Source organism: Ancylobacter dichloromethanicus, assembly GCF_018390645.1.
Taxonomy (GTDB): Bacteria; Pseudomonadota; Alphaproteobacteria; order Rhizobiales; family Xanthobacteraceae; genus Ancylobacter; species Ancylobacter dichloromethanicus.
In genome coordinates this window covers 408,815-426,136 of sequence record NZ_JAHBGC010000004.1, presented here as the reverse complement: position 1 = coordinate 426,136, position 17,322 = coordinate 408,815, and the positions used below count along the sequence as shown (strand labels likewise).

Sequence of the window (17,322 nt, the reverse complement as noted above, 5' to 3'; positions counted from 1 at the left end):
GCGCGCGGAACCCCGGGTCCCGGTCGCCCACGCCACTCACGAGGTAGCCATGCCCAGCACCATCCGCCTGCATCGCGTTCTCACCGCCCCGGCCGAGAAGGTCTATCGCGCCTTCCTGGAGGCCGACGCGCTCGCCAAATGGCTGCCACCCAACGGCTTCACCTGCACCGTGCACCATTTCGAGCCGAGGGTGGGCGGCACGTTCAGAATGTCGTTCCGCAACTTCACCACTGGCGACAGCCATGCCTTCGGCGGCGACTATGTCGAACTCGTGCCGGGTGAGCGACTGCGCTACACGGACCGTTTCGACGACCCCAACCTGCCCGGCGAGATGGAAGTGACGGTGACGTTGAAGTCCGTCTCGGTCGGCACCGAGATCGACATCGTCCAGGCCGGCATCCCCGACCTCATCCCGCCCGAGGCCTGCTATCTCGGCTGGCAGGAATCGCTTCGCGGCCTCGCCCGGCTGGTCGAGCCGGACATCCGCCAGTAGGCGCGCCGCTATTCCGCCGCCTCCGGCGCCGGCATCGCCAGCCGCGCCCGCACCGGGGCAAAGCTGGCGCGGTGGTGGCGGCACGCCCCCAGCGCGGCCAGCGCCTGCGCATGTTCGGGCGTGCCATAGCCCATATGGCGCTCGAAGCCGTAGCCGGGATGCGCCGCGCCGAGCGAGGCCATCAGCCGGTCGCGCGTGACCTTGGCCACGATCGACGCGGCGGCGATGGAGGCGACCAGCCCATCGCCGCCGATGATGGTGCGGGCGGTGCAGGCAAGGGGCGGCAGGTCATTGCCGTCCACCAGCACCAGACGCGGTGCGCAGGGCAGGCCCGCGACCGCCCGGGCCAGCGCCCACAGCGTCGCCTGGCGAATGTTGTGACCGTCGATGCGGGTGGGTGGCGCGAAGGCGAGCGAGACCTCGGCGGTGGCGCAGATCGCCTCGAACAGCTTTTCGCGCTGGACGGCCGAGAGCCGTTTGGAATCGTCCAGCCCTTCGGGCACCCGCGCGGGATCCAGCACCACCGCGCAGGCGACCACCGGCCCCGCCCACGGGCCGCGCCCCACCTCGTCGACCCCGGCCACCGGCACCTCGCCGGCGCGGTGGGCGGCCCGCTCCCGCGAAAAGTCCGGTTTCAGTCGCGCCTCGGCCATGTTCGAAGGTCTTTCATACGATTCGGGGAGACGCCCGCGCGCCGCCGCGCAACATGCCGATCGGGCGGCGATGATGCAACAGTCCCCGCTGCGGCGCAGGCACGGTATAAGCCGTGCGGCGCCGGGCTCTCTGGCGCCGGGTCTTCCAGCGCCGCCAGCGCTGGCTTCAGGGCATCCGGCAACTATTCGAGTGGATCATGAACTGGGCGGAACGCATTCAGGAATTCGTCACCCTGTGGGTGGTGATCGACCCGCTGGGGACGCTTCCCGTCTTCCTCACCGTCACCGCCGGCCTCAGTGTCGCCGATCGCAAGAAGGCGGCCCTGCTCTCGGTCCTGGTCTCGTTCGGCGTGCTGGTGTTCTTCGCCATGGCCGGCCACTGGCTGCTGCGCTCGATGGACGTGTCGATCGAGTCGTTCCAGATCGCCGGCGGCATCGTGCTGTTCCTGTTCGCGCTCACCATGATCCATGGCAGGAGCCACAGCGACTCGCACTCCCCGGCCGAGCTCAACCCGGTCGAGATCGCAATCTATCCGCTCGCCATCCCCTCCATCGCCAGCCCGGGCGCGATGCTCGCGGCGGTGGTCCTGACCGACAATGCCCGCCATGATTTTTCCGAGCGGGCGATGACCATCCTCACCTTCAGCCTGGTGCTGCTGTTCACGCTGGCCGTTATGCTGGCGGCGGGACGGCTGGTGCATCTCATCGGCCGCGGCGGCGCCTCGATCATCAGCCGGGTGATGGGCATGATCCTCGCCGCGCTGGCGGTCGACCTCGTGCTGAGCGCTGCCGCGCAGTGGCTGCACCTGCCGCCGATCTGAGGCCCGCGCCGCGCCCCTGACGTTCCGGCCGGGCTTGCACGGGCAGCCTGCCAAACAGAAAGGGCGCGGCTCGCGCCGCGCCCTTTCGTTGATGCTTCGGGATGGACGTCCTCAGAAGTCCATGCCGCCCATGCCACCCATGCCGCCGCCCGGCATGGAGGGGGCGCCGCCGTCGCGCTTGGGCGCATCGGCGATCATCGCTTCGGTGGTGATGAGCAGGCCGGCGACCGAGCCGGCGTCCTGCAGCGCGGTGCGCACAACCTTGGCCGGATCGACGATGCCAGCGGCGATCATGTCCACGAACTGCTCGGTCTGGGCGTTGAAGCCGAAGTTCTGGTCCTTCGATTCCAGCACCTTGCCGACCACGATCGAGCCCTCGACGCCGGAATTCTCGGCGATCTGGCGGATCGGGGCCTCAAGCGCGCGCAGCACGATCTTGATGCCGGCCTGGATGTCCGGGTTGTCGGAGGTGAGCTTCTCCACCGCCTTCTTGGCGCGCAGCAGGGCGATGCCGCCGCCGGGGACGATGCCTTCCTGCACCGCGGCGCGGGTGGCGTTGAGCGCGTCGTCGACGCGATCCTTCTTCTCCTTGACCTCGACCTCGGTGGCGCCGCCGACGCGGATCACCGCGACGCCGCCGGCCAGCTTGGCGAGGCGCTCCTGCAGCTTCTCGCGGTCGTAGTCCGAGGTGGTCTCCTCGATCTGCGCCTTGATCTGCGCGACCCGGCCCTCGATGTCCTTCTTCTTGCCGACGCCGTCGACAATCGTGGTCTTTTCCTTCTCGATGATCACCTTCTTGGCGCGGCCGAGCATGGTGAGATCGACGCTCTCCAGCTTGATGCCGAGCTCTTCGGAGATCACCTGGCCACCGGTGAGGACGGCGATGTCTTCCAGCATGGCCTTGCGGCGGTCGCCGAAACCGGGCGCCTTGACGGCCGCGACCTTGAGGCCGCCGCGCAGCTTGTTGACGACGAGCGTGGCAAGAGCTTCGCCCTCGACGTCCTCGGCGATGATCAGCAGCGGCTTGCCCGACTGCACAACGGCTTCGAGCACCGGCAGGATCGCCTGCAGGCCGGAGAGCTTCTTGTCGAAGATGAGCATGTAGGGATCTTCGAGATCCACCGTCATCTTCTCGGCATTGGTGATGAAGTAGGGGGAGAGGTAGCCGCGATCGAACTGCATGCCCTCGACCACGTCGAGCTCGGTCTCGGCGGTCTTGGCTTCCTCGACGGTGATCACGCCCTCATTGCCCACGCGCTGCATCGCGCCGGCGATCATCTCGCCGATCGAGGCATCGCCATTGGCGGAGATGGTGCCGACCTGGGCGACCTCGTCGGTGTTCTTCACCTTCTTGGCGCGCTTCTCGATATCCTTGATCGCCTCGGCGACCGCGATATCGACGCCGCGCTTCAGGTCCATCGGGTTCATGCCGGCGGCGACGAACTTGGCGCCTTCACGCACGATCGACTGGGCGAGCACGGTGGCGGTGGTGGTGCCGTCGCCGGCGAGGTCGTTGGTCTTGGAGGCGACCTCACGCACGAGCTGGGCGCCGAGATTCTCGAACTTGTCCTCGAGCTCGATCTCCTTGGCGACGGTAACGCCGTCCTTGGTGATGCGCGGAGCGCCGAAGCTCTTCTCGATGACGACGTTGCGGCCCTTGGGGCCGAGCGTGACCTTCACCGCATTGGCGAGGATATCGACGCCGCGCAGCATCCGCTCGCGGGCATCGCCGGCAAATTTAACGTCCTTGGCAGCCATCTGGCCTACTCCTGAAATTCAGCTAAGTCCGGGAAGGAACAGTCGGCTCAGCCGACGATGCCCATGACGTCGGATTCCTTCATGATCAGGAGGTCCTGACCGTCGATCTTGACCTCGGTGCCCGACCACTTGCCGAACAGCACCTTGTCGCCGGCCTTGACGTCGAGCGGGACGAGCTTGCCGGCCTCGTCGCGGGCGCCCGGGCCGACGGAGAGAACTTCGCCCTGGGAGGGCTTTTCCTTGGCGCTGTCGGGGATGATGATGCCGCCGGCCGACTTCTCTTCGGCGTCGAGGCGCTTCACCACGATGCGGTCGTGCAGGGGGCGGAACTTCAGCTTGGCCATGGGTCGATCCTCGGTCTTCATGTCGCGCGCCGTCGTGGCGCTGGTGAGAAGCTACTAGCACTCTTCAGGGATGAGTGCCAAACCGCCGCCGAAATAAGAACGGCTCCCGGGCGAGTCAAGCGGGCGGCGCGCGATAGGACCGTCACATTGTGTCATGCTGCCGGCGATGCCCGACGGACATGAAAAAACCCGGCCCGCGCAGGACGCGGACCGGGTGTCGGATCGCAACGGAAGCGGCGATCAGGCCGACTTCTTGATGTTCTTCTCGACCGACGCCTTGATCGGCTCGGCGGTATCGGTGGCCACCTTCTGCGCCAGCGTCGACAGTTCCTTGGCCTGCGACGAGAGCACGTCGAACTGCTTGCGCATATGGCCGGTCGAAAGCTCGACCGCTTCCGAGACGCTCTTGGCGCCGAACAGCGCGCCCATATAGTCGAAGGCGGCGTTCACATTGGTGCGCAGCGACTCGAGCGCCACGGCGTTGTACTCGGCCATGCCCTTCGAAGCGGTGGAATAGGTATCTTCGAGCAGGTCGGTGGTCTCTTCGGCGCTCGCCTTGATCTTCTCATAGGCGTCGCGCGCGCTCTGCACGTTCTTCTCGGCCATCTCCCGCACCACGGCGGGCACTTCCAGATGGGCCGGCATGTCGAATTTCGGCATGTCGAATTTGGGCATCGCCGCCTCGAAAGCAGAGGTGGCGGCCTTGGCGGCCTTCTTCGGGGTCGGCGGGACGGCGGTAGCCTCAACCATGGGTTTTCTCCACGCATTCGCGGCGGATTCAGGATGGCGACGGCCGCTCCGCGCTTGCGGCCGTGCCCTGACCGGCAAAGGCGTCGTCAGGATTGAAACCCGACCCCTTGCCTCGTCTCGTCCACTATAATTGTGCATTGCAATATCATATTGCAATGCACAATCAACCCGGAAATGCAGATTTTTGGGCTTTTGGAGGCAGAAATGTGGGCGAAATCGCCCCTCACTTCCCGGTCTTGGGGAAGGGCGAGGCAGCGCTCGCCCGCTCGCCGATCGCCTTGGCCTGCTCGGCGAGGCGGGCGGCCTGCTCCTTCACGTAATCGGCGTGAAGGCGCGCCCACTCGTCCACCGTCGACGCCTTGGCAATGCGGGACGCGAAGTCGAAGCCGGCCGCGATGTTGGCCTCCGCGAAATCGAGCGTGGTGCGGCCGAGATCGCGGGCATTGCCATGCGCTGCGTCGACCTGCCGCCCGGCATCGTCAAGCGCCTTGTGCGCTGCGGTGAGAAAACCGTCGATGGCGGTGCGGGCCTGGTCCACTCCATGCTCGGCAATGGTGCGCAGTTCGGGAGGCACGTCCAGTTTCGGCGTGTCGGCCATGGCGAAAGCGCTCCTTGCGACGATGCGGCATTCTAGGCGTTCGCAGGCGGCCGGCCATCCGGCCTGCTCCCTACAACCAAAGTAGTAGATGCACCGCAAAAGGCAACCCGATTCAACCTTCCCGAGAGGCGGCTGGTTGCAACTGATTAACCGGGATCAGTGGCAACCAATTAACCGGAAAAGGTGAAGCTGAAGCGACAGGCGGGCGAGTGCATGGCATGGCGCGCCCGCCCGCATTATTGTCAAGGTGCGGTGGCGGCCCTTTCCCGGGTCCGGCGCCGGCATCCGGTTCGCACCGGCGGGGTCATTCAGGGCGATCATGAACACACCGAGCGACGGTTTCGGCAGCGCGGCGACGCAGGCGCTGCGCGCGCGGGCAGCCACCGCCCTGGCGGCGGCGGCGCCGGCCGTGCTCGCCCATGTCGATGGAACGCTGATTGCCGCGAATGCGGCCGGCCGGGCGCTGCTCGACGCCGCCACGCTCAAGAACATCGCCCCGCCCCTGGCGGCGACGCTGCGCGCCGCGCGGCCGGCGCGGCTGGAACGGCTGCGGCTGCCGGGCCGGCTGACCCCGGCGACCTTCGCCTGCTCGCTGCTCGTCGCTGGCAATGCCCGCGCGCTGCTCCTCGTCGGCCTCGACCCGGTGCCCGCCGCCGCGCCGGCCGAGCCAGCCCCGGCCATCGCGGCGCAGGAGCCGCTGCCGGTCCCGGCCCGTTTCACCTGGAGCACCGGCGTCGACGCACGACTGAACCGCGTCGACCCGCGCCTCGCCGCCGCGCTCGACCGCCCGCCGGAACAGATCTTCGGGCTCGACTGGCGCGCGCTGGGCGCGCCGGACGCCCACCGGGCGGTGCTGGACGGGCTGAGCTTCAACCATCTGCCCGTGCATCTGCCGACCGGCCAGGGCGATGCGCTCGACGTCGAATTGGGCGGCGCGCCCATTCGCGGCGCCGGCATGCGCGGCTTCGGCGTGGTGAAGGGGCGCCGGCCGCTGGAGGCCCGGCCCGAGACGTTCGTCGCGCCGCCCCCGGCGATGTCGGCTCCCCCCGCCAATGTGACGCCCGCTCCGGCCACGCCGCCCCCTGCCCCGCCGCCCCACGCCTCTCCCGACACGGCGACGCCTGATGCCGACCCGGCCGAACCCGCCCCTCCGGTAAGGGTCACGCTGAGCCTCGTCCCCTCGCCGGCCAATGTCGTGCCGCTGCGCGCCGGCAATGGCGAGGCCGGGCGCGACAATGTCCGCTCCTCCTGGGAAGGGCTGTCGAACGGCGAGCGCAACGCCTTCCGCGAGATCGCCCGTGCGCTCGGCGCCCGGCTGGAAGGCGTCGACGATCCCGCCGACCCGTCCGCGCCTCCCTCGTCCGAGCCGGAAATCTCCATGCCCGAGGCTTCGACCACGCCCGGGGCGGTCGAGCCCGTCGCCACCGAGCCGCCGCCGCTCCTGCCGGAGCCGGCGGCAAATGACAGCGTCCCCGTCCCCCCGGCCCTCGCTGACGCGCCTCCCCTGCGCGGGGAAGGCGCCGAAGGTGCGGGCCTGCGCCGCGTGCTGGCCCAAGAGGGCGAGCGCCACGAGGACGAGCGCCCGGTGCTGGACCGGCTGCCGCTCGGCCTCCTCGCCTTCCGAGGCGACCGGCTGCTCTATGCCAACCGCGCCCTGCTGGACTGGACCGGCCATGCCGACCTCGCCGCGCTCGAAGCGGCCGGCGGCCTTTCGACCCTGTTCGACGCCTCCGCTGCGGCCGACCCCGACGAGGACCGCCCGCTGACGGTTCTCGGCGCCGGCGGCGAGCCGATCCGTGTCGATGCGCGGCTGCTGTCCTCGCCATGGGAGGGCGGCCCGGCGATGCTTTATGTCCTGCATCGCGCCGCCGCGCCGGAGCCGGTGCCGGCCGACCCGCTGGTGGATGAGCGCCTGCTTCAGGCGGAACTCGCCCTGCGTGAGGCGGAAAGCTCGGGGCGCGAACTGCGCGCCATTCTCGACACCGCCACCGATGGCGTGGTGCTGATCGACGCCGCCGGCACCGTGCTGTCGATGAACCATCCGGCCGAGGCACTGTTCGGCTTCAATGCCGGCGAGGTGAAGGGCGAATCCTTCACCCTGCTGCTCGCCCCGGAAAGCCACCGCGCCGCCGTCGACTATCTCGACGGCCTCGCCTCCAACGGCGTCGCCAGCGTGCTCAATGACGGGCGCGAGGTGATCGGCCGCGTGCGCGAGGGCGGGCTGATCCCGCTGTTCATGACGGTCGGCCGCGTCGGCGACGACCCGACCAAGTTCTGCGCCGTGCTGCGCGACATCACCCAGTGGAAGCGCGCCGAGGAGGAACTGATCGAGGCCAAGCGCCTCGCCGAGCGCGCCAACCACGCCAAGTCGGACTTCCTGGCCAAGATCAGCCACGAGATCCGCACGCCGCTCAACGCCATCATCGGCTTCTCGGAAGTGATGATGGAGGAGCGCTTCGGCGGCATCGAGAACCAGCGCTACCGCGATTATCTGCGCGACATCCACGCCTCCGGCGAGCATCTCGTCTCGCTGATCAACGATCTGCTGGACCTCTCCAAGATCGAGGCCGGCAAGCTCGACCTCGCCTTCACCAGCGTGTCGCTGAACGAGATCGTGCAGCAGTGCATGGGCATCATGCAGCCGCAGGCCAATCGCGAACGCATCATCATCCGCTCCTCGCTCGCCACCGACCTGCCCCCGGTGGTGGCCGACACGCGCTCGATCCGGCAGATCGTGCTGAACCTCGTCTCCAACTCGATTAAGTTCACCCAGCCCGGCGGCCAGGTCATCCTGTCGACCACGCTCACCGAGGAGGGCGAGGTGGTGCTGCGGGTGCGCGACACCGGGGTCGGCATGTCGGAATCCGACGTCGCCATCGCCATGGAGCCGTTCCGGCAGATCACCACCTCGGCCCGCGCCGGCTCGGGCGGCACCGGCCTCGGCCTGCCGCTGACCAAGGCGCTGGCGGAAGCCAACCGCGCCGCCTTCAACATCCGCAGCGCGGTGGATGTCGGCACCATCGTCGAGATCATCTTCCCCTCGACACGGGTGCTGGCGGAGTGAGAATTTGCGCTCTCTGCGGCATCTGTGCCGCAGGGACGGTGGCGTTGCGGCGGCGGCCGGATTAGGAAGGGGCCTCCAGACACGTTCCGACGGCTCCCCTTCGACGCCTGACGATGCTGCGAAACAGGTGGACCCAGCCGTGCCCTTCATGACGACGAACCCGGCGCTTGCCCGCGCTTTGGCCGAACGGGACTACACCAGCCCGACGCCGGTGCAGCTTGCCGTGCTGGCGCCCGAGGCGGCGGCGCGCGACCTGCTGGTCTCGGCCCAGACCGGCTCCGGCAAGACGGTGGCCTATGGCCTCGCCATGGCCGAGACGCTGCTGGGCACCGAGGAGCGCCTCGCCCTCGCCGGCGCGCCGCTGGCGCTGGTGGTGGCGCCGACGCGCGAACTGGCGCTGCAGGTGCAGCGGGAATTCGTGTGGCTCTACGCCGCCACCGGCGCGCGCATCGTCTCCTGCGTCGGCGGCATGGACCCGCGCCAGGAGCAGCGCCTGCTCAACCAGGGCGCCCATATCGTGGTCGGCACGCCGGGACGGCTGCGCGACCATCTGGAGCGCGGCCGGCTCGACCTGTCGGCGCTGAAGGTCGCAGTACTCGACGAGGCCGACGAGATGCTCGACCTCGGCTTCCGCGAGGACCTCGAATTCATTCTCGACGCCACCCCGCCGGAGCGGCGCAGCCTGCTGTTCTCCGCCACCATGCCGCGCGGCATCACCACGCTGGCCCGGCGCTACCAGCGCGACGCGCTGCGCATCGAGGTGGCGAGCGCCGAGGGCGGCCACGCCGATATCGAATACCGCACCATCCGCGTCGCCCCGACCGAAATCGACCACGCGGTGGTCAACGTGCTGCGCTTCTACGACACACCGAGCGCCATCGTGTTCTGCAACACCCGCGAGGCAGTGCGCCGGCTGCACGCCATGCTGCAGGAACGCCAGTTCTCCGCCGTCGCGCTGTCCGGCGAATTGAGCCAGAACGACCGCAACCACGCCCTGCAGGCATTGCGGGACGGGCGGGCGCGGGTGTGCGTGGCCACCGATGTCGCCGCACGCGGCATCGACCTGCCCAATCTCGGCCTGGTCATCCATGCCGACCTGCCGAACGATGCCGAGAGCCTGCAGCACCGCAGCGGCCGCACCGGGCGAGCCGGGCGCAAGGGCGTGAGCGTACTGCTGGTGCCCCCCTTCCGCCGCCGCCGCACCGAGGACCTGATGCGCGGGCTCGGCATCGCGCCGGCCTGGTCGGCCCCGCCGACCGCCGAGGACATCCGCAAGCTCGACCATGAGCGGATGCTGCGCGACGCGCTGCTCATCGACGCGCCGAACGAGGAAGACCTCGCCGCCGGTCTCACCCTGCTCGCCGCCCACACGCCCGAGCACCTCGCCGCCGCGCTGGTGCGGCTGTATCGCGCCGGCCTGCCCGCTCCGGAGGAGGTCGCCGATCCCGGCGAGCCGCGCGGCGGCGCCGTGCGCGACCGTGCCGCCGACCGCGAATTCGGCGGCGGGGCGGGTGCCGGCAGCGCCTGGTTCCGGCTCAATGTCGGGCGCCGCAGCAATGCCGACCCCAAATGGCTGCTGCCGCTGATCTGCCGGCGCGGAAACGTGACGCGCAAGGAGATCGGCGTCATCCGCATCCTCGACGAGGAGACCGCCTTCGAGGTCAGCCTCGCCGCCGCCGACCGCTTCGCCAAGGCCGTGCGCAGGCTCGAGGGCGGCGACGTCGTCATCGAGCCCCTGCCCGGCGGCCCGCCGGAAGGGCGCTCGATGCGCCCGACCCGCGACAGGCCGATGCGCGACAGGCCGAACCATGAGAGGCCGCAGCGGGAGCGGCCGACCTATGAGAAGCCGGCCCAAGGGACCCTGCCCCAGGACAGGCCGGCCTATGAGAAGCCGTTCCGGACGCCGCGATTCCGCGACGAGCCCGCCTCAGGAAGGCCGACGGACGGCACGCCCGAGCGCGGCACGCCCGAACGCAGCAAGCCCCGCGAATGGAACCCGTTGGCCAGGGACGATGCCGGGCGCCCGGCGACCGATGCTCGCCCCAACGCATTCGAGGGCAAGACGGCGGGCAGGAAGCCCAAGGGCACGCCCATGGCGGACAGGCCCTTCACGGCCAAGCCCTCGGCAGGAAAGCCGGCGGCGGGCAAGCCTTCGTCGGGCAAATTGCCCAAGGCCAAGCCGCCTAAAGGCAAGCCACCCAAGAGCAAGCCACCGCACCGTTCCTGACGTCAGGCGCGGTGGAAGGCTGGCGGCGCGCCTGCCACGCGGCGGGAGCCTGCCGGCCGTCCGCCCGCCGTCCATCCGAGGAACAGCGAGACGGCGCGGGCGCGATGGCCCCGGAGCCAGTTCGCGAGCCGCGCCGCGCGGGCGTGCCTCCGGAGCATGCCCCGCCGAGCACGGGGCGCCCCCCGCAGGATCGGGGCATGACGATTTGCGGCTTGCCTCGCCATGCGGTCGACGACATCGACAGGCGGCTGTCAGCAACGCTGGCCGACATTCGCGGCGAAAACGGACAGGAGCTCGCGAACGCCGATTCCAGTTCCTCCGGCGGCACGGTCGAGCGGGTGAAAAAATGGACGGCAGAAGGCAGCGTGCGACGAGGTGCGGGCGGCGGCTGCCATGGATCGGCGGCAGGTATCCCGACCATCGCCCGGGCCGGCATTGCGTAAACGCCGCCTGACATGCCGGCCATGTTTTCAGATCGGGTGAACGGCTCCTCCGGGATGGGGCGGCCATGGTGGACGGCGCCTCTGCGCCGACTTCGGGAACTGATTGGCGAGGCGGTGCCTGCCGACGGCGCCGTGCGCCTCGCACTGGCCGGCCTTGTCGGCATGCTCGTCGACTTTGTCGCCTTCCAGGCGCTCTTCTTCCTCGGCGCCGGGCTGGACGGCGCACAATTGTCGGGCTTCTGTCTCGCCAGCCTCTGCAACCATGCGCTCATCACGCGCTGGGCCTTCCCTGAAACGGCCGAGCGGCCGCGTCCACATCGGATTGAACGCGAAACGCTCTTTCTCCTCGTCTGCCTGCTGTCGCTGGCGCTGCGCGGCGGCGTGCTGGCGGGCCTCGCCGGCCTTCCCGCGCAGCGGGTCATCATGTCCGCCATCGGGGCGACGGCGATCGCGACTTTTCTCGGCTCGGCCTGTTTCGTCATTCCCCCGGCAAATCCGCCGGGCAGCAGCGCCGCCCGATGGCGCCTCGCGGCCATCGGCGCCGTCGGCTTCAGCGTGGTGCTGCGCCTGCTGTTCCTCGGTCGGGTGGAACTCATGCCGCAGGAGGCCTATTACTGGGACTACGCCCGGCATCTCGACATCGGCTATCTCGACCACCCGCCGATGGTGGCGTGGCTGATCTGGATCGGCACCTCCCTGTTCGGCAATAACGAGTTCGGGGTGCGCATCGCCGCCTGGCTCTGCTGGGGCGCAACCGCCTTCTTCAGCTTCCGCCTCACCCGCAACCTGTGCGGCGGGCCGGCCGCCTTCGTGAGCCTGCTGCTGGTGGCGGCCCTGCCCTTCTACTTCGCCACCGGTCTGGTGATGACCCCCGACGCGCCGCTGACCGCGTGCTGGGCCGGGACGCTGTACTTTCTGGAACGCGCCCTGCTCGGCGGGGAGCGGCGGGCCTGGTGGGGTGTCGGCCTGTGCATCGGCCTGGGCCTGCTGTCGAAATACACCATCGCCCTGCTCGCGCCGGCGGCGCTGCTGTTCATGCTGCTGGAGCCCCGGGCGCGGGTCTGGTTCCGCCGCCCTGAGCCCTATCTCGCCGCCGCCCTCGCGCTTGTCCTGTTCTCGCCGGTCATCCTGTGGAACATGGAGCACGGCCTCGCCTCCTTCGCCTTCCAGAGCACGCGCCGGATCGAGGGCGCCGTCCGCTTCTCGCTACCGGAACTGCTGCTCGGTATCGTCGGTCTGCTCACCCCGACCGGACTGGTCGCCGCCCTGACCGCGCCCTGGCTGCACGCGCGGGGAGTTCGACCCGCAGGCCCCGATCAGGGGAGCGGCCGCGACAAAGGCCCGGCGCGCCCCGGGGAGCCAAGGCGTTTCATCATCATTTTCACCCTGGTCCCCCTCTCCGTCTTTGCAGCGTTCAGCCTGTTCCACATGACGCGGCTGAACTGGACCGGGCCGCTCTGGCTGGCAGTGCTTCCAGCGGTCGCGGCCGGCATCGTGTCGACGGACGAGCACGCATCGGCGTGGCAGCGGCGCATCCAACGCGCCTGGGCTCCTACCCTTTCCATCTGCCTGGTGCTCTACGGCCTGGGCCTGAACGTGCTGGTTGCCGGCCTGCCCGGCCTCGGCGCCGTCGCCAGCCTTCCCAAGGTGCCGGTCGCCTGGGATGAATTCGGCCGGCAGGCCGCCGACATTGCCCGCGACGTCCGCGAAACCACCGGGCAGGAGCCGCTGCTGATCGGCCTCGATGCCTACAACATCGCAAGCGAGTTGGCTTTCTACGGTCATGACGACGCTGCGCCGCGCGGAAACTCCGTGGGACGCAGCGTCGTCGGCCAGCCCAGTCTCATGTACGGCTTCTGGTATCGCCCCGACACTCTGGCGGGACGCCCTGCCGTGCTGTTCGCCTTCACGCGCCACCAGATCGAGAACCCTCTTCTGGCCGGCTTCTTCAGCGATTCAGGCGAGGTGAGGCGGCAGGATGTGGTGAAGAACGGCCGGGTGGAAGGCCATTTCTTCTACAGGGTTGGATACACGCTTCCGCGTTCCGCCGCGCAGGTGGCCACACCCTGAAGCCGCGCCTTCTCAATGCCATCCGCCAAGGCAATTCGGCGGACTGGTCTCATTCGCGGCGTGGAGCGGCCACGGCCGCAGCGCTGGGCAATTGCCGCGTCGTTCGCGCCGCTTTTACCGGCCACCGCCGACGGCCGGCTCCGCGCCCGCTCCGTCACCGCCGCGCGCAGCCCAGTCGGGCTGGGTCAGGAATTCCTGGCGCCTGGGCCGGACGGTCAATGCCAGCAGCACCCCCCAGGTCAAGGCCATGACCGCGCCGAAATCCGGCGTCGTGCCGATCAAGAGCGAGACCGCGAAATTTGGCCAGAACGCCCATTTCAACGCCGCGCTCATCGCCTGCGCCTCGGGGTCGCGGCTGTCGGCGCGGCGCAGAAGCGATTGCAGGACAAATCCGAAATAGAGCAGCACGCCCAGGAGGCCGACGCTGCCGAAAAGCGTCGCGGCGAAATTCGACCCGCGCACGGAACCTATGCCGACGCCGACCATGTAACTCGAGATTCCCGCCTCGAACGCCACCCGGGTCCACATCGTGCGCTCGATATAGGAATCGCTCGATGTCTTGTTGAAGACCAGACTGTCCAGTCGCTGGATGACCGGATCGAACGCCGAGGGCGCCCACATCACCACCAGCGAGAACACAGCCAGGCCGACAAACACCATCGCGACGTCTTGCAGCACCCCCCGCCGACTCAGAATGGAGCGCGCAATCCGGGACGCCCGGGACTGCCATTCCAGCACGGCAACCATGAGGAACACGCCAATGCCGACATAGCCGGCGGAAGAGGTCGAGAGAATCAGGAACAGTGTCAAACCGGCCAGGAGAATATTGATCTGGAAGGTCAGTCGCCGGTCGGTAACGCTGCGCCGAAGGAAATAGAGGTAGGACAGAAGGAAAAGTACCGTACCCCCATAGGCGGACGCCTCAGGCATCAAGCCGGTCACGCGCTTGACGCCATCGCCGATCGTCACGTTCACCAGCAAAGCGTATTCGGCGGTGCGAAACGGCGCCAGAACCGGCGCAAGGGGAAGATAGGTCGATGCGTAGTCCAGCGCTCCGGTAATAATCGTGACCGTGGCCGCCAGCATAAGACCCCGGATAAGAACCATGCGAAGCGCCGGCGGCTCGAACATTTTTGCGAAAGCGAACACCGCGAATGTCGAAATGGTCAAATAGGCCAATTGCGACAGGTTCTGGATCGTCGGCCGCAAGCCCTCAATGCCAATGCCAGGCCTGACCGCCATCGGAATCACGTCGATCTGCCCGGCCAGGAACCGCGGGCTCAGCAGCGTGACACCAACCGCGACGATCCAGAACAGGGTGAGCAGCCCTCCGCGTCTGAGCGACAGGGCATTTGCCAGCAGGGCGTCAAGGCCGGAGCGCGAGAGCAGGAACTGTCGAACCAGGATCAACAGCACGGTCATTGTACTGGCAACGAATGACAGCCCCCCCGTCAGGCCAGGTGGAAGCACCGCGAAGCTGCCGAGCGGAAGCGTCAGAAAAAACAATCCGATCAGGATCTGACGCTTCGAAAGAAGCCCCCAGAGAGCGAATGCCCAGTAAATAGCCACCGGAACATAGATCATACCGTATCAGCGCCCGACGATTGTCTATACAATCAAACAGTATCCATCACATCTGATCGGTCATGCTCCAAACTTTGGAGAACCGCATCTAGCACTATCCGCGCCTGCCGCTCCCACGTAAAGGACCGGGCACGCTCCCCCCCTTTTCTGATCAGCGCATCCCGCGCGGGCTGGTTGTAGAGTACGTTGCGAACGGCGCCGACGATCGAGCTTACATCGAAGGGATCACAATATTCCGCCGCGTCGCCGCATCTCTCTCTGAATGCGGGAATGTCCGATACGACGACCGGGCAACCGAAATGCATCGCCTCCAGTGGCGGCAGAGGGGACGCCTCATAGAACGAGGGAAACACAAGCGCCGCCGCGCCGGCGTACAGCTCGGCCAAAACAGCCGCGTCTTCGATATGCCCAAGAAGAACTATCCGGTCCGAGACATCGTCAGGGATTTCAAACGCCATCGACGTGTGGACTGATGTCGAACTTCCAACAAAGACGAAGGGGGTGCCGTCCTCACGCGCCAGTTGAATAGCGGCACTCAGCACGCCCATGATGTTCTTACGCTGGGAAAGAGCACCAATATATAGCAGATACCCTCGATCGGGTAATTTACCGAGGCTCGGCGAGCCGTTTGCCGCCGCAGGAATCGAGCGCCAGCTTCCATTCTGCGCCACGACGATCGGATCGTCGCCCCGGTCCGTCAGCTTGAGCAGTTCGTCGCGCTCAGCCACCGACACTGTGACGAGCGGATCAGCCCGCCTCAGAAGCGCTGGCATGAGTGCCGAATGAGCGATCCGATAGCCCATACGGTACGCATGCGGATAATGCCGATAGGAAAGATCATGTATGACGACAGCCGGGGGCATGGCGGAGAGCAGCGACAAAATCGGTGCCGAATTTGCCAAGCAAAGCAGCTTGGCTCCGCGAGCCGCCCTGGGCAAGCTCAATTGTTCCCACAACTGGCCAGAGAAACCACCGACGCGTTGGACCGTAATCGCCGCCAGTTCCAGATCGCCCAGATCGGCGGATGGTTGGCAAATCAAGCGGACCGACAGATGAGGCACTTCCTCGGCTATAAGTCTATCCAGCGCGCGGGTGATTTCTCGAGCCACACGTTGAACACCTGTTGTTTTTTGTGTAAGAAATCGACCATTTATAACAATATCTACCATTATGAAACTCAGTCGGATCGACTTCTTTCAGATCAAACTTCTTCGAGGCCGCATACTGACACTACCGCATTTTACCTGAACTTCAATTCAAATTCCTACACAGAGAACGAACCGGAGTCCCGCTCCGAACGTATAGTTCTCAGCAGTTTCTCGGCCGCCTTCTGCCATGTGAACAATTTCGATCTCTCCAGTCCGCGTGCGCGATAGTCCGACGCAAGGTCAGGATCATCGACCAGCCGGCGCACGGCCTGAATCCACGCTTCGGGAAGGTAAGGATCGGCTTCAATCGCGGCATCGCCGCAGATTTCCGGAAGGGCGCCGCACGGCGAAATGATGGCCGGGCACCCGAGGGCCATGGCTTCCAGCGGCGGCAGTCCGAAGCCTTCGGTCAGGGATGGACACGCAAAGGCCGAGGCCCCTCGCATCAGGCCGACCAGTTGCTCATCTGTGACACGCCCGACGAATTTGACATTCGGCGGCACTGAACACCCCGCCCGCTCGAAATCCGCGGCACTTGCCGGACCGAACAGGACCAGGGAAACATCCTGAAGCTCGTCTGCCGAAAATGCCTTCAGCAAAATGGAAATATTCTTGTGCGGTTGAGTATTCGACAAGGCAAGAACGAAGTGTCGATTCTCAAGACCGAACTGACTCAGAACATCGTCGCTCGGCTCGATCCCAAGAACATGGTCGCAGCCATTGTGAATAACGACAATATTTTCTTTACGGGCGACGCCGAAACGGGACAGCTCAAGTTTCGAAAATTCAGAAATGGTAACTATCTTCTTGGATGTACGCCCAATGATTGGCAGTAAAAATCGATACCATATCCTGAATAACGTCCCATAGGAGGTCGGAACCAGGTAAACCTGTGCATCATGAATCATGGTAATCGAATTTTTATGCCCGACTGGACCAAGATTACACAGATTTACAAGAACATTATCTCTGGCCAAAGCCGGCAGGTTCAGATGCTCCCATGGAATATCTTTCAATATTCCGCTCAGTCCGCCCGATCTGACAACGTCGACATCGGGCGGCAGGAACGTTTTCTGCGGCGACGTCGGCGCAACGACGGTCAATCGCCATCCATTTCCACCTTCGACGTCATCGGAAGCAATGCGCGCGCAGGCGACAATCAGTTCCTTGGCAACGCGGTGCACGCCCGTTGCCGGAGCACGCAGAAACTTTCCATTGAAGACGACATCGATCACGGCAAGCTATCCACATTCCAAATTGCGTTTAACAGATGTCGGTGAAATGGCCCTGCCGGGCATGGCAGGGGCTGGTGTCCGCATCAGGCAGGGCCAGAGCCGGACGCCCACGCCGGCGAGACAATAAACGACTG

At 66.7% G+C, this 17,322-nt stretch carries 14 protein-coding genes; 6 read left to right on the top strand and 8 right to left on the bottom strand.

Going from position 1 to position 17,322, the window contains the following annotated elements; genetic code table 11:
- Positions 1–49 precede the first annotated feature (49 nt).
- Positions 50–493: an SRPBCC family protein gene (locus KHC23_RS02130; protein ID WP_213368893.1), complete on the top strand. Its 444-nt coding sequence runs from the start codon at positions 50–52 to the stop codon at positions 491–493.
- An 8-nt stretch (positions 494–501) separates the two neighbouring features.
- Here KHC23_RS02130 and KHC23_RS02125 read toward each other — a convergent pair whose 3' ends face one another.
- Positions 502–1,146: a ribonuclease HII gene (locus tag KHC23_RS02125; RefSeq protein WP_213368891.1), complete on the bottom strand. Its 645-nt coding sequence runs from the start codon at positions 1,144–1,146 to the stop codon at positions 502–504.
- A 197-nt stretch (positions 1,147–1,343) separates the two neighbouring features.
- Between KHC23_RS02125 and KHC23_RS02120 the strand changes: the two genes are divergently transcribed.
- A complete protein-coding gene (locus KHC23_RS02120) occupies positions 1,344–1,967 on the top strand; it encodes a MarC family protein (protein WP_213368888.1) in 624 nt (207 codons plus the stop codon).
- 111 nt (positions 1,968–2,078) lie between these two features.
- On the opposite strand, the gene groL is transcribed toward KHC23_RS02120, so the two are convergent.
- From groL to KHC23_RS02100, 4 genes are all read right to left on the bottom strand, one after another.
- Positions 2,079–3,725: a chaperonin GroEL gene (gene groL, locus KHC23_RS02115; RefSeq protein WP_213368886.1), complete on the bottom strand. Its 1,647-nt coding sequence runs from the start codon at positions 3,723–3,725 to the stop codon at positions 2,079–2,081.
- Between the two features lie 47 nt (positions 3,726–3,772).
- Positions 3,773–4,069 (bottom strand): co-chaperone GroES, encoded by a 297-nt coding sequence (locus KHC23_RS02110; RefSeq protein ID WP_213368885.1) that lies wholly within the window; start codon positions 4,067–4,069, stop codon positions 3,773–3,775.
- Between the two features lie 240 nt (positions 4,070–4,309).
- Positions 4,310–4,819 carry a phasin gene (locus KHC23_RS02105; RefSeq protein ID WP_213368883.1) on the bottom strand — a complete coding sequence of 170 codons (510 nt, stop codon included), beginning with the start codon at positions 4,817–4,819 and terminating at the stop codon, positions 4,310–4,312.
- 223 nt (positions 4,820–5,042) lie between these two features.
- Complete coding sequence (locus KHC23_RS02100) at positions 5,043–5,417, bottom strand: phasin family protein (RefSeq protein WP_213368881.1); 375 nt, start codon at positions 5,415–5,417, stop codon at positions 5,043–5,045.
- 319 nt (positions 5,418–5,736) lie between these two features.
- On the opposite strand from KHC23_RS02100, the gene KHC23_RS02095 reads away from it, so the two are divergent.
- The 4 genes from KHC23_RS02095 to KHC23_RS02080 all read left to right on the top strand — a co-directional run bounded on the left by KHC23_RS02095 (position 5,737) and on the right by KHC23_RS02080 (position 13,221).
- Positions 5,737–8,481, top strand: coding sequence for a PAS domain-containing sensor histidine kinase (locus tag KHC23_RS02095; RefSeq protein ID WP_213368879.1), 2,745 nt, complete (start codon positions 5,737–5,739; stop codon positions 8,479–8,481).
- A gap of 148 nt (positions 8,482–8,629) precedes the next feature.
- Positions 8,630–10,708, top strand: a complete 2,079-nt coding sequence (locus KHC23_RS02090; RefSeq protein ID WP_213368877.1) for a DEAD/DEAH box helicase — start codon at positions 8,630–8,632, stop codon at positions 10,706–10,708.
- A gap of 197 nt (positions 10,709–10,905) precedes the next feature.
- Positions 10,906–11,151 (top strand): hypothetical protein, encoded by a 246-nt coding sequence (locus KHC23_RS02085; protein ID WP_213368875.1) that lies wholly within the window; start codon positions 10,906–10,908, stop codon positions 11,149–11,151.
- A 132-nt stretch (positions 11,152–11,283) separates the two neighbouring features.
- Positions 11,284–13,221: a glycosyltransferase family 39 protein gene (locus KHC23_RS02080; RefSeq protein WP_213368873.1), complete on the top strand. Its 1,938-nt coding sequence runs from the start codon at positions 11,284–11,286 to the stop codon at positions 13,219–13,221.
- Positions 13,222–13,335: 114 nt separating this feature from the next.
- On the opposite strand, the gene KHC23_RS02075 is transcribed toward KHC23_RS02080, so the two are convergent.
- The 3 genes from KHC23_RS02075 to KHC23_RS02065 all read right to left on the bottom strand — a co-directional run bounded on the left by KHC23_RS02075 (position 13,336) and on the right by KHC23_RS02065 (position 17,188).
- A complete protein-coding gene (locus KHC23_RS02075) occupies positions 13,336–14,805 on the bottom strand; it encodes a hypothetical protein (RefSeq protein ID WP_213368871.1) in 1,470 nt (489 codons plus the stop codon).
- A gap of 32 nt (positions 14,806–14,837) precedes the next feature.
- Positions 14,838–15,974, bottom strand: a complete 1,137-nt coding sequence (locus KHC23_RS02070; RefSeq protein WP_213368869.1) for a glycosyltransferase family 4 protein — start codon at positions 15,972–15,974, stop codon at positions 14,838–14,840.
- Between the two features lie 95 nt (positions 15,975–16,069).
- Positions 16,070–17,188, bottom strand: coding sequence for a glycosyltransferase family 4 protein (locus tag KHC23_RS02065; RefSeq protein WP_213368867.1), 1,119 nt, complete (start codon positions 17,186–17,188; stop codon positions 16,070–16,072).
- Between the last annotated feature and the right edge of the window lie 134 nt (positions 17,189–17,322).

Bases quoted from the DNA above. Each gene is read 5' to 3' on its own strand.
- KHC23_RS02130 (WP_213368893.1), top strand. From the start codon at position 50: ATGCCCAGCACCATCCGCCTGCATCGCGTTCTCACCGCCCCGGCCGAG.
- KHC23_RS02125 (WP_213368891.1), bottom strand. From the start codon at position 1,146: ATGGCCGAGGCGCGACTGAAACCGGACTTTTCGCGGGAGCGGGCCGCC.
- KHC23_RS02120 (WP_213368888.1), top strand. From the start codon at position 1,344: ATGAACTGGGCGGAACGCATTCAGGAATTCGTCACCCTGTGGGTGGTG.
- groL (WP_213368886.1), bottom strand. From the start codon at position 3,725: ATGGCTGCCAAGGACGTTAAATTTGCCGGCGATGCCCGCGAGCGGATG.
- KHC23_RS02110 (WP_213368885.1), bottom strand. From the start codon at position 4,069: ATGGCCAAGCTGAAGTTCCGCCCCCTGCACGACCGCATCGTGGTGAAG.
- KHC23_RS02105 (WP_213368883.1), bottom strand. From the start codon at position 4,819: ATGGTTGAGGCTACCGCCGTCCCGCCGACCCCGAAGAAGGCCGCCAAG.
- KHC23_RS02100 (WP_213368881.1), bottom strand. From the start codon at position 5,417: ATGGCCGACACGCCGAAACTGGACGTGCCTCCCGAACTGCGCACCATT.
- KHC23_RS02095 (WP_213368879.1), top strand. From the start codon at position 5,737: ATGAACACACCGAGCGACGGTTTCGGCAGCGCGGCGACGCAGGCGCTG.
- KHC23_RS02090 (WP_213368877.1), top strand. From the start codon at position 8,630: ATGACGACGAACCCGGCGCTTGCCCGCGCTTTGGCCGAACGGGACTAC.
- KHC23_RS02085 (WP_213368875.1), top strand. From the start codon at position 10,906: ATGACGATTTGCGGCTTGCCTCGCCATGCGGTCGACGACATCGACAGG.
- KHC23_RS02075 (WP_213368871.1), bottom strand. From the start codon at position 14,805: ATGATCTATGTTCCGGTGGCTATTTACTGGGCATTCGCTCTCTGGGGG.
- KHC23_RS02070 (WP_213368869.1), bottom strand. From the start codon at position 15,974: ATGGTAGATATTGTTATAAATGGTCGATTTCTTACACAAAAAACAACA.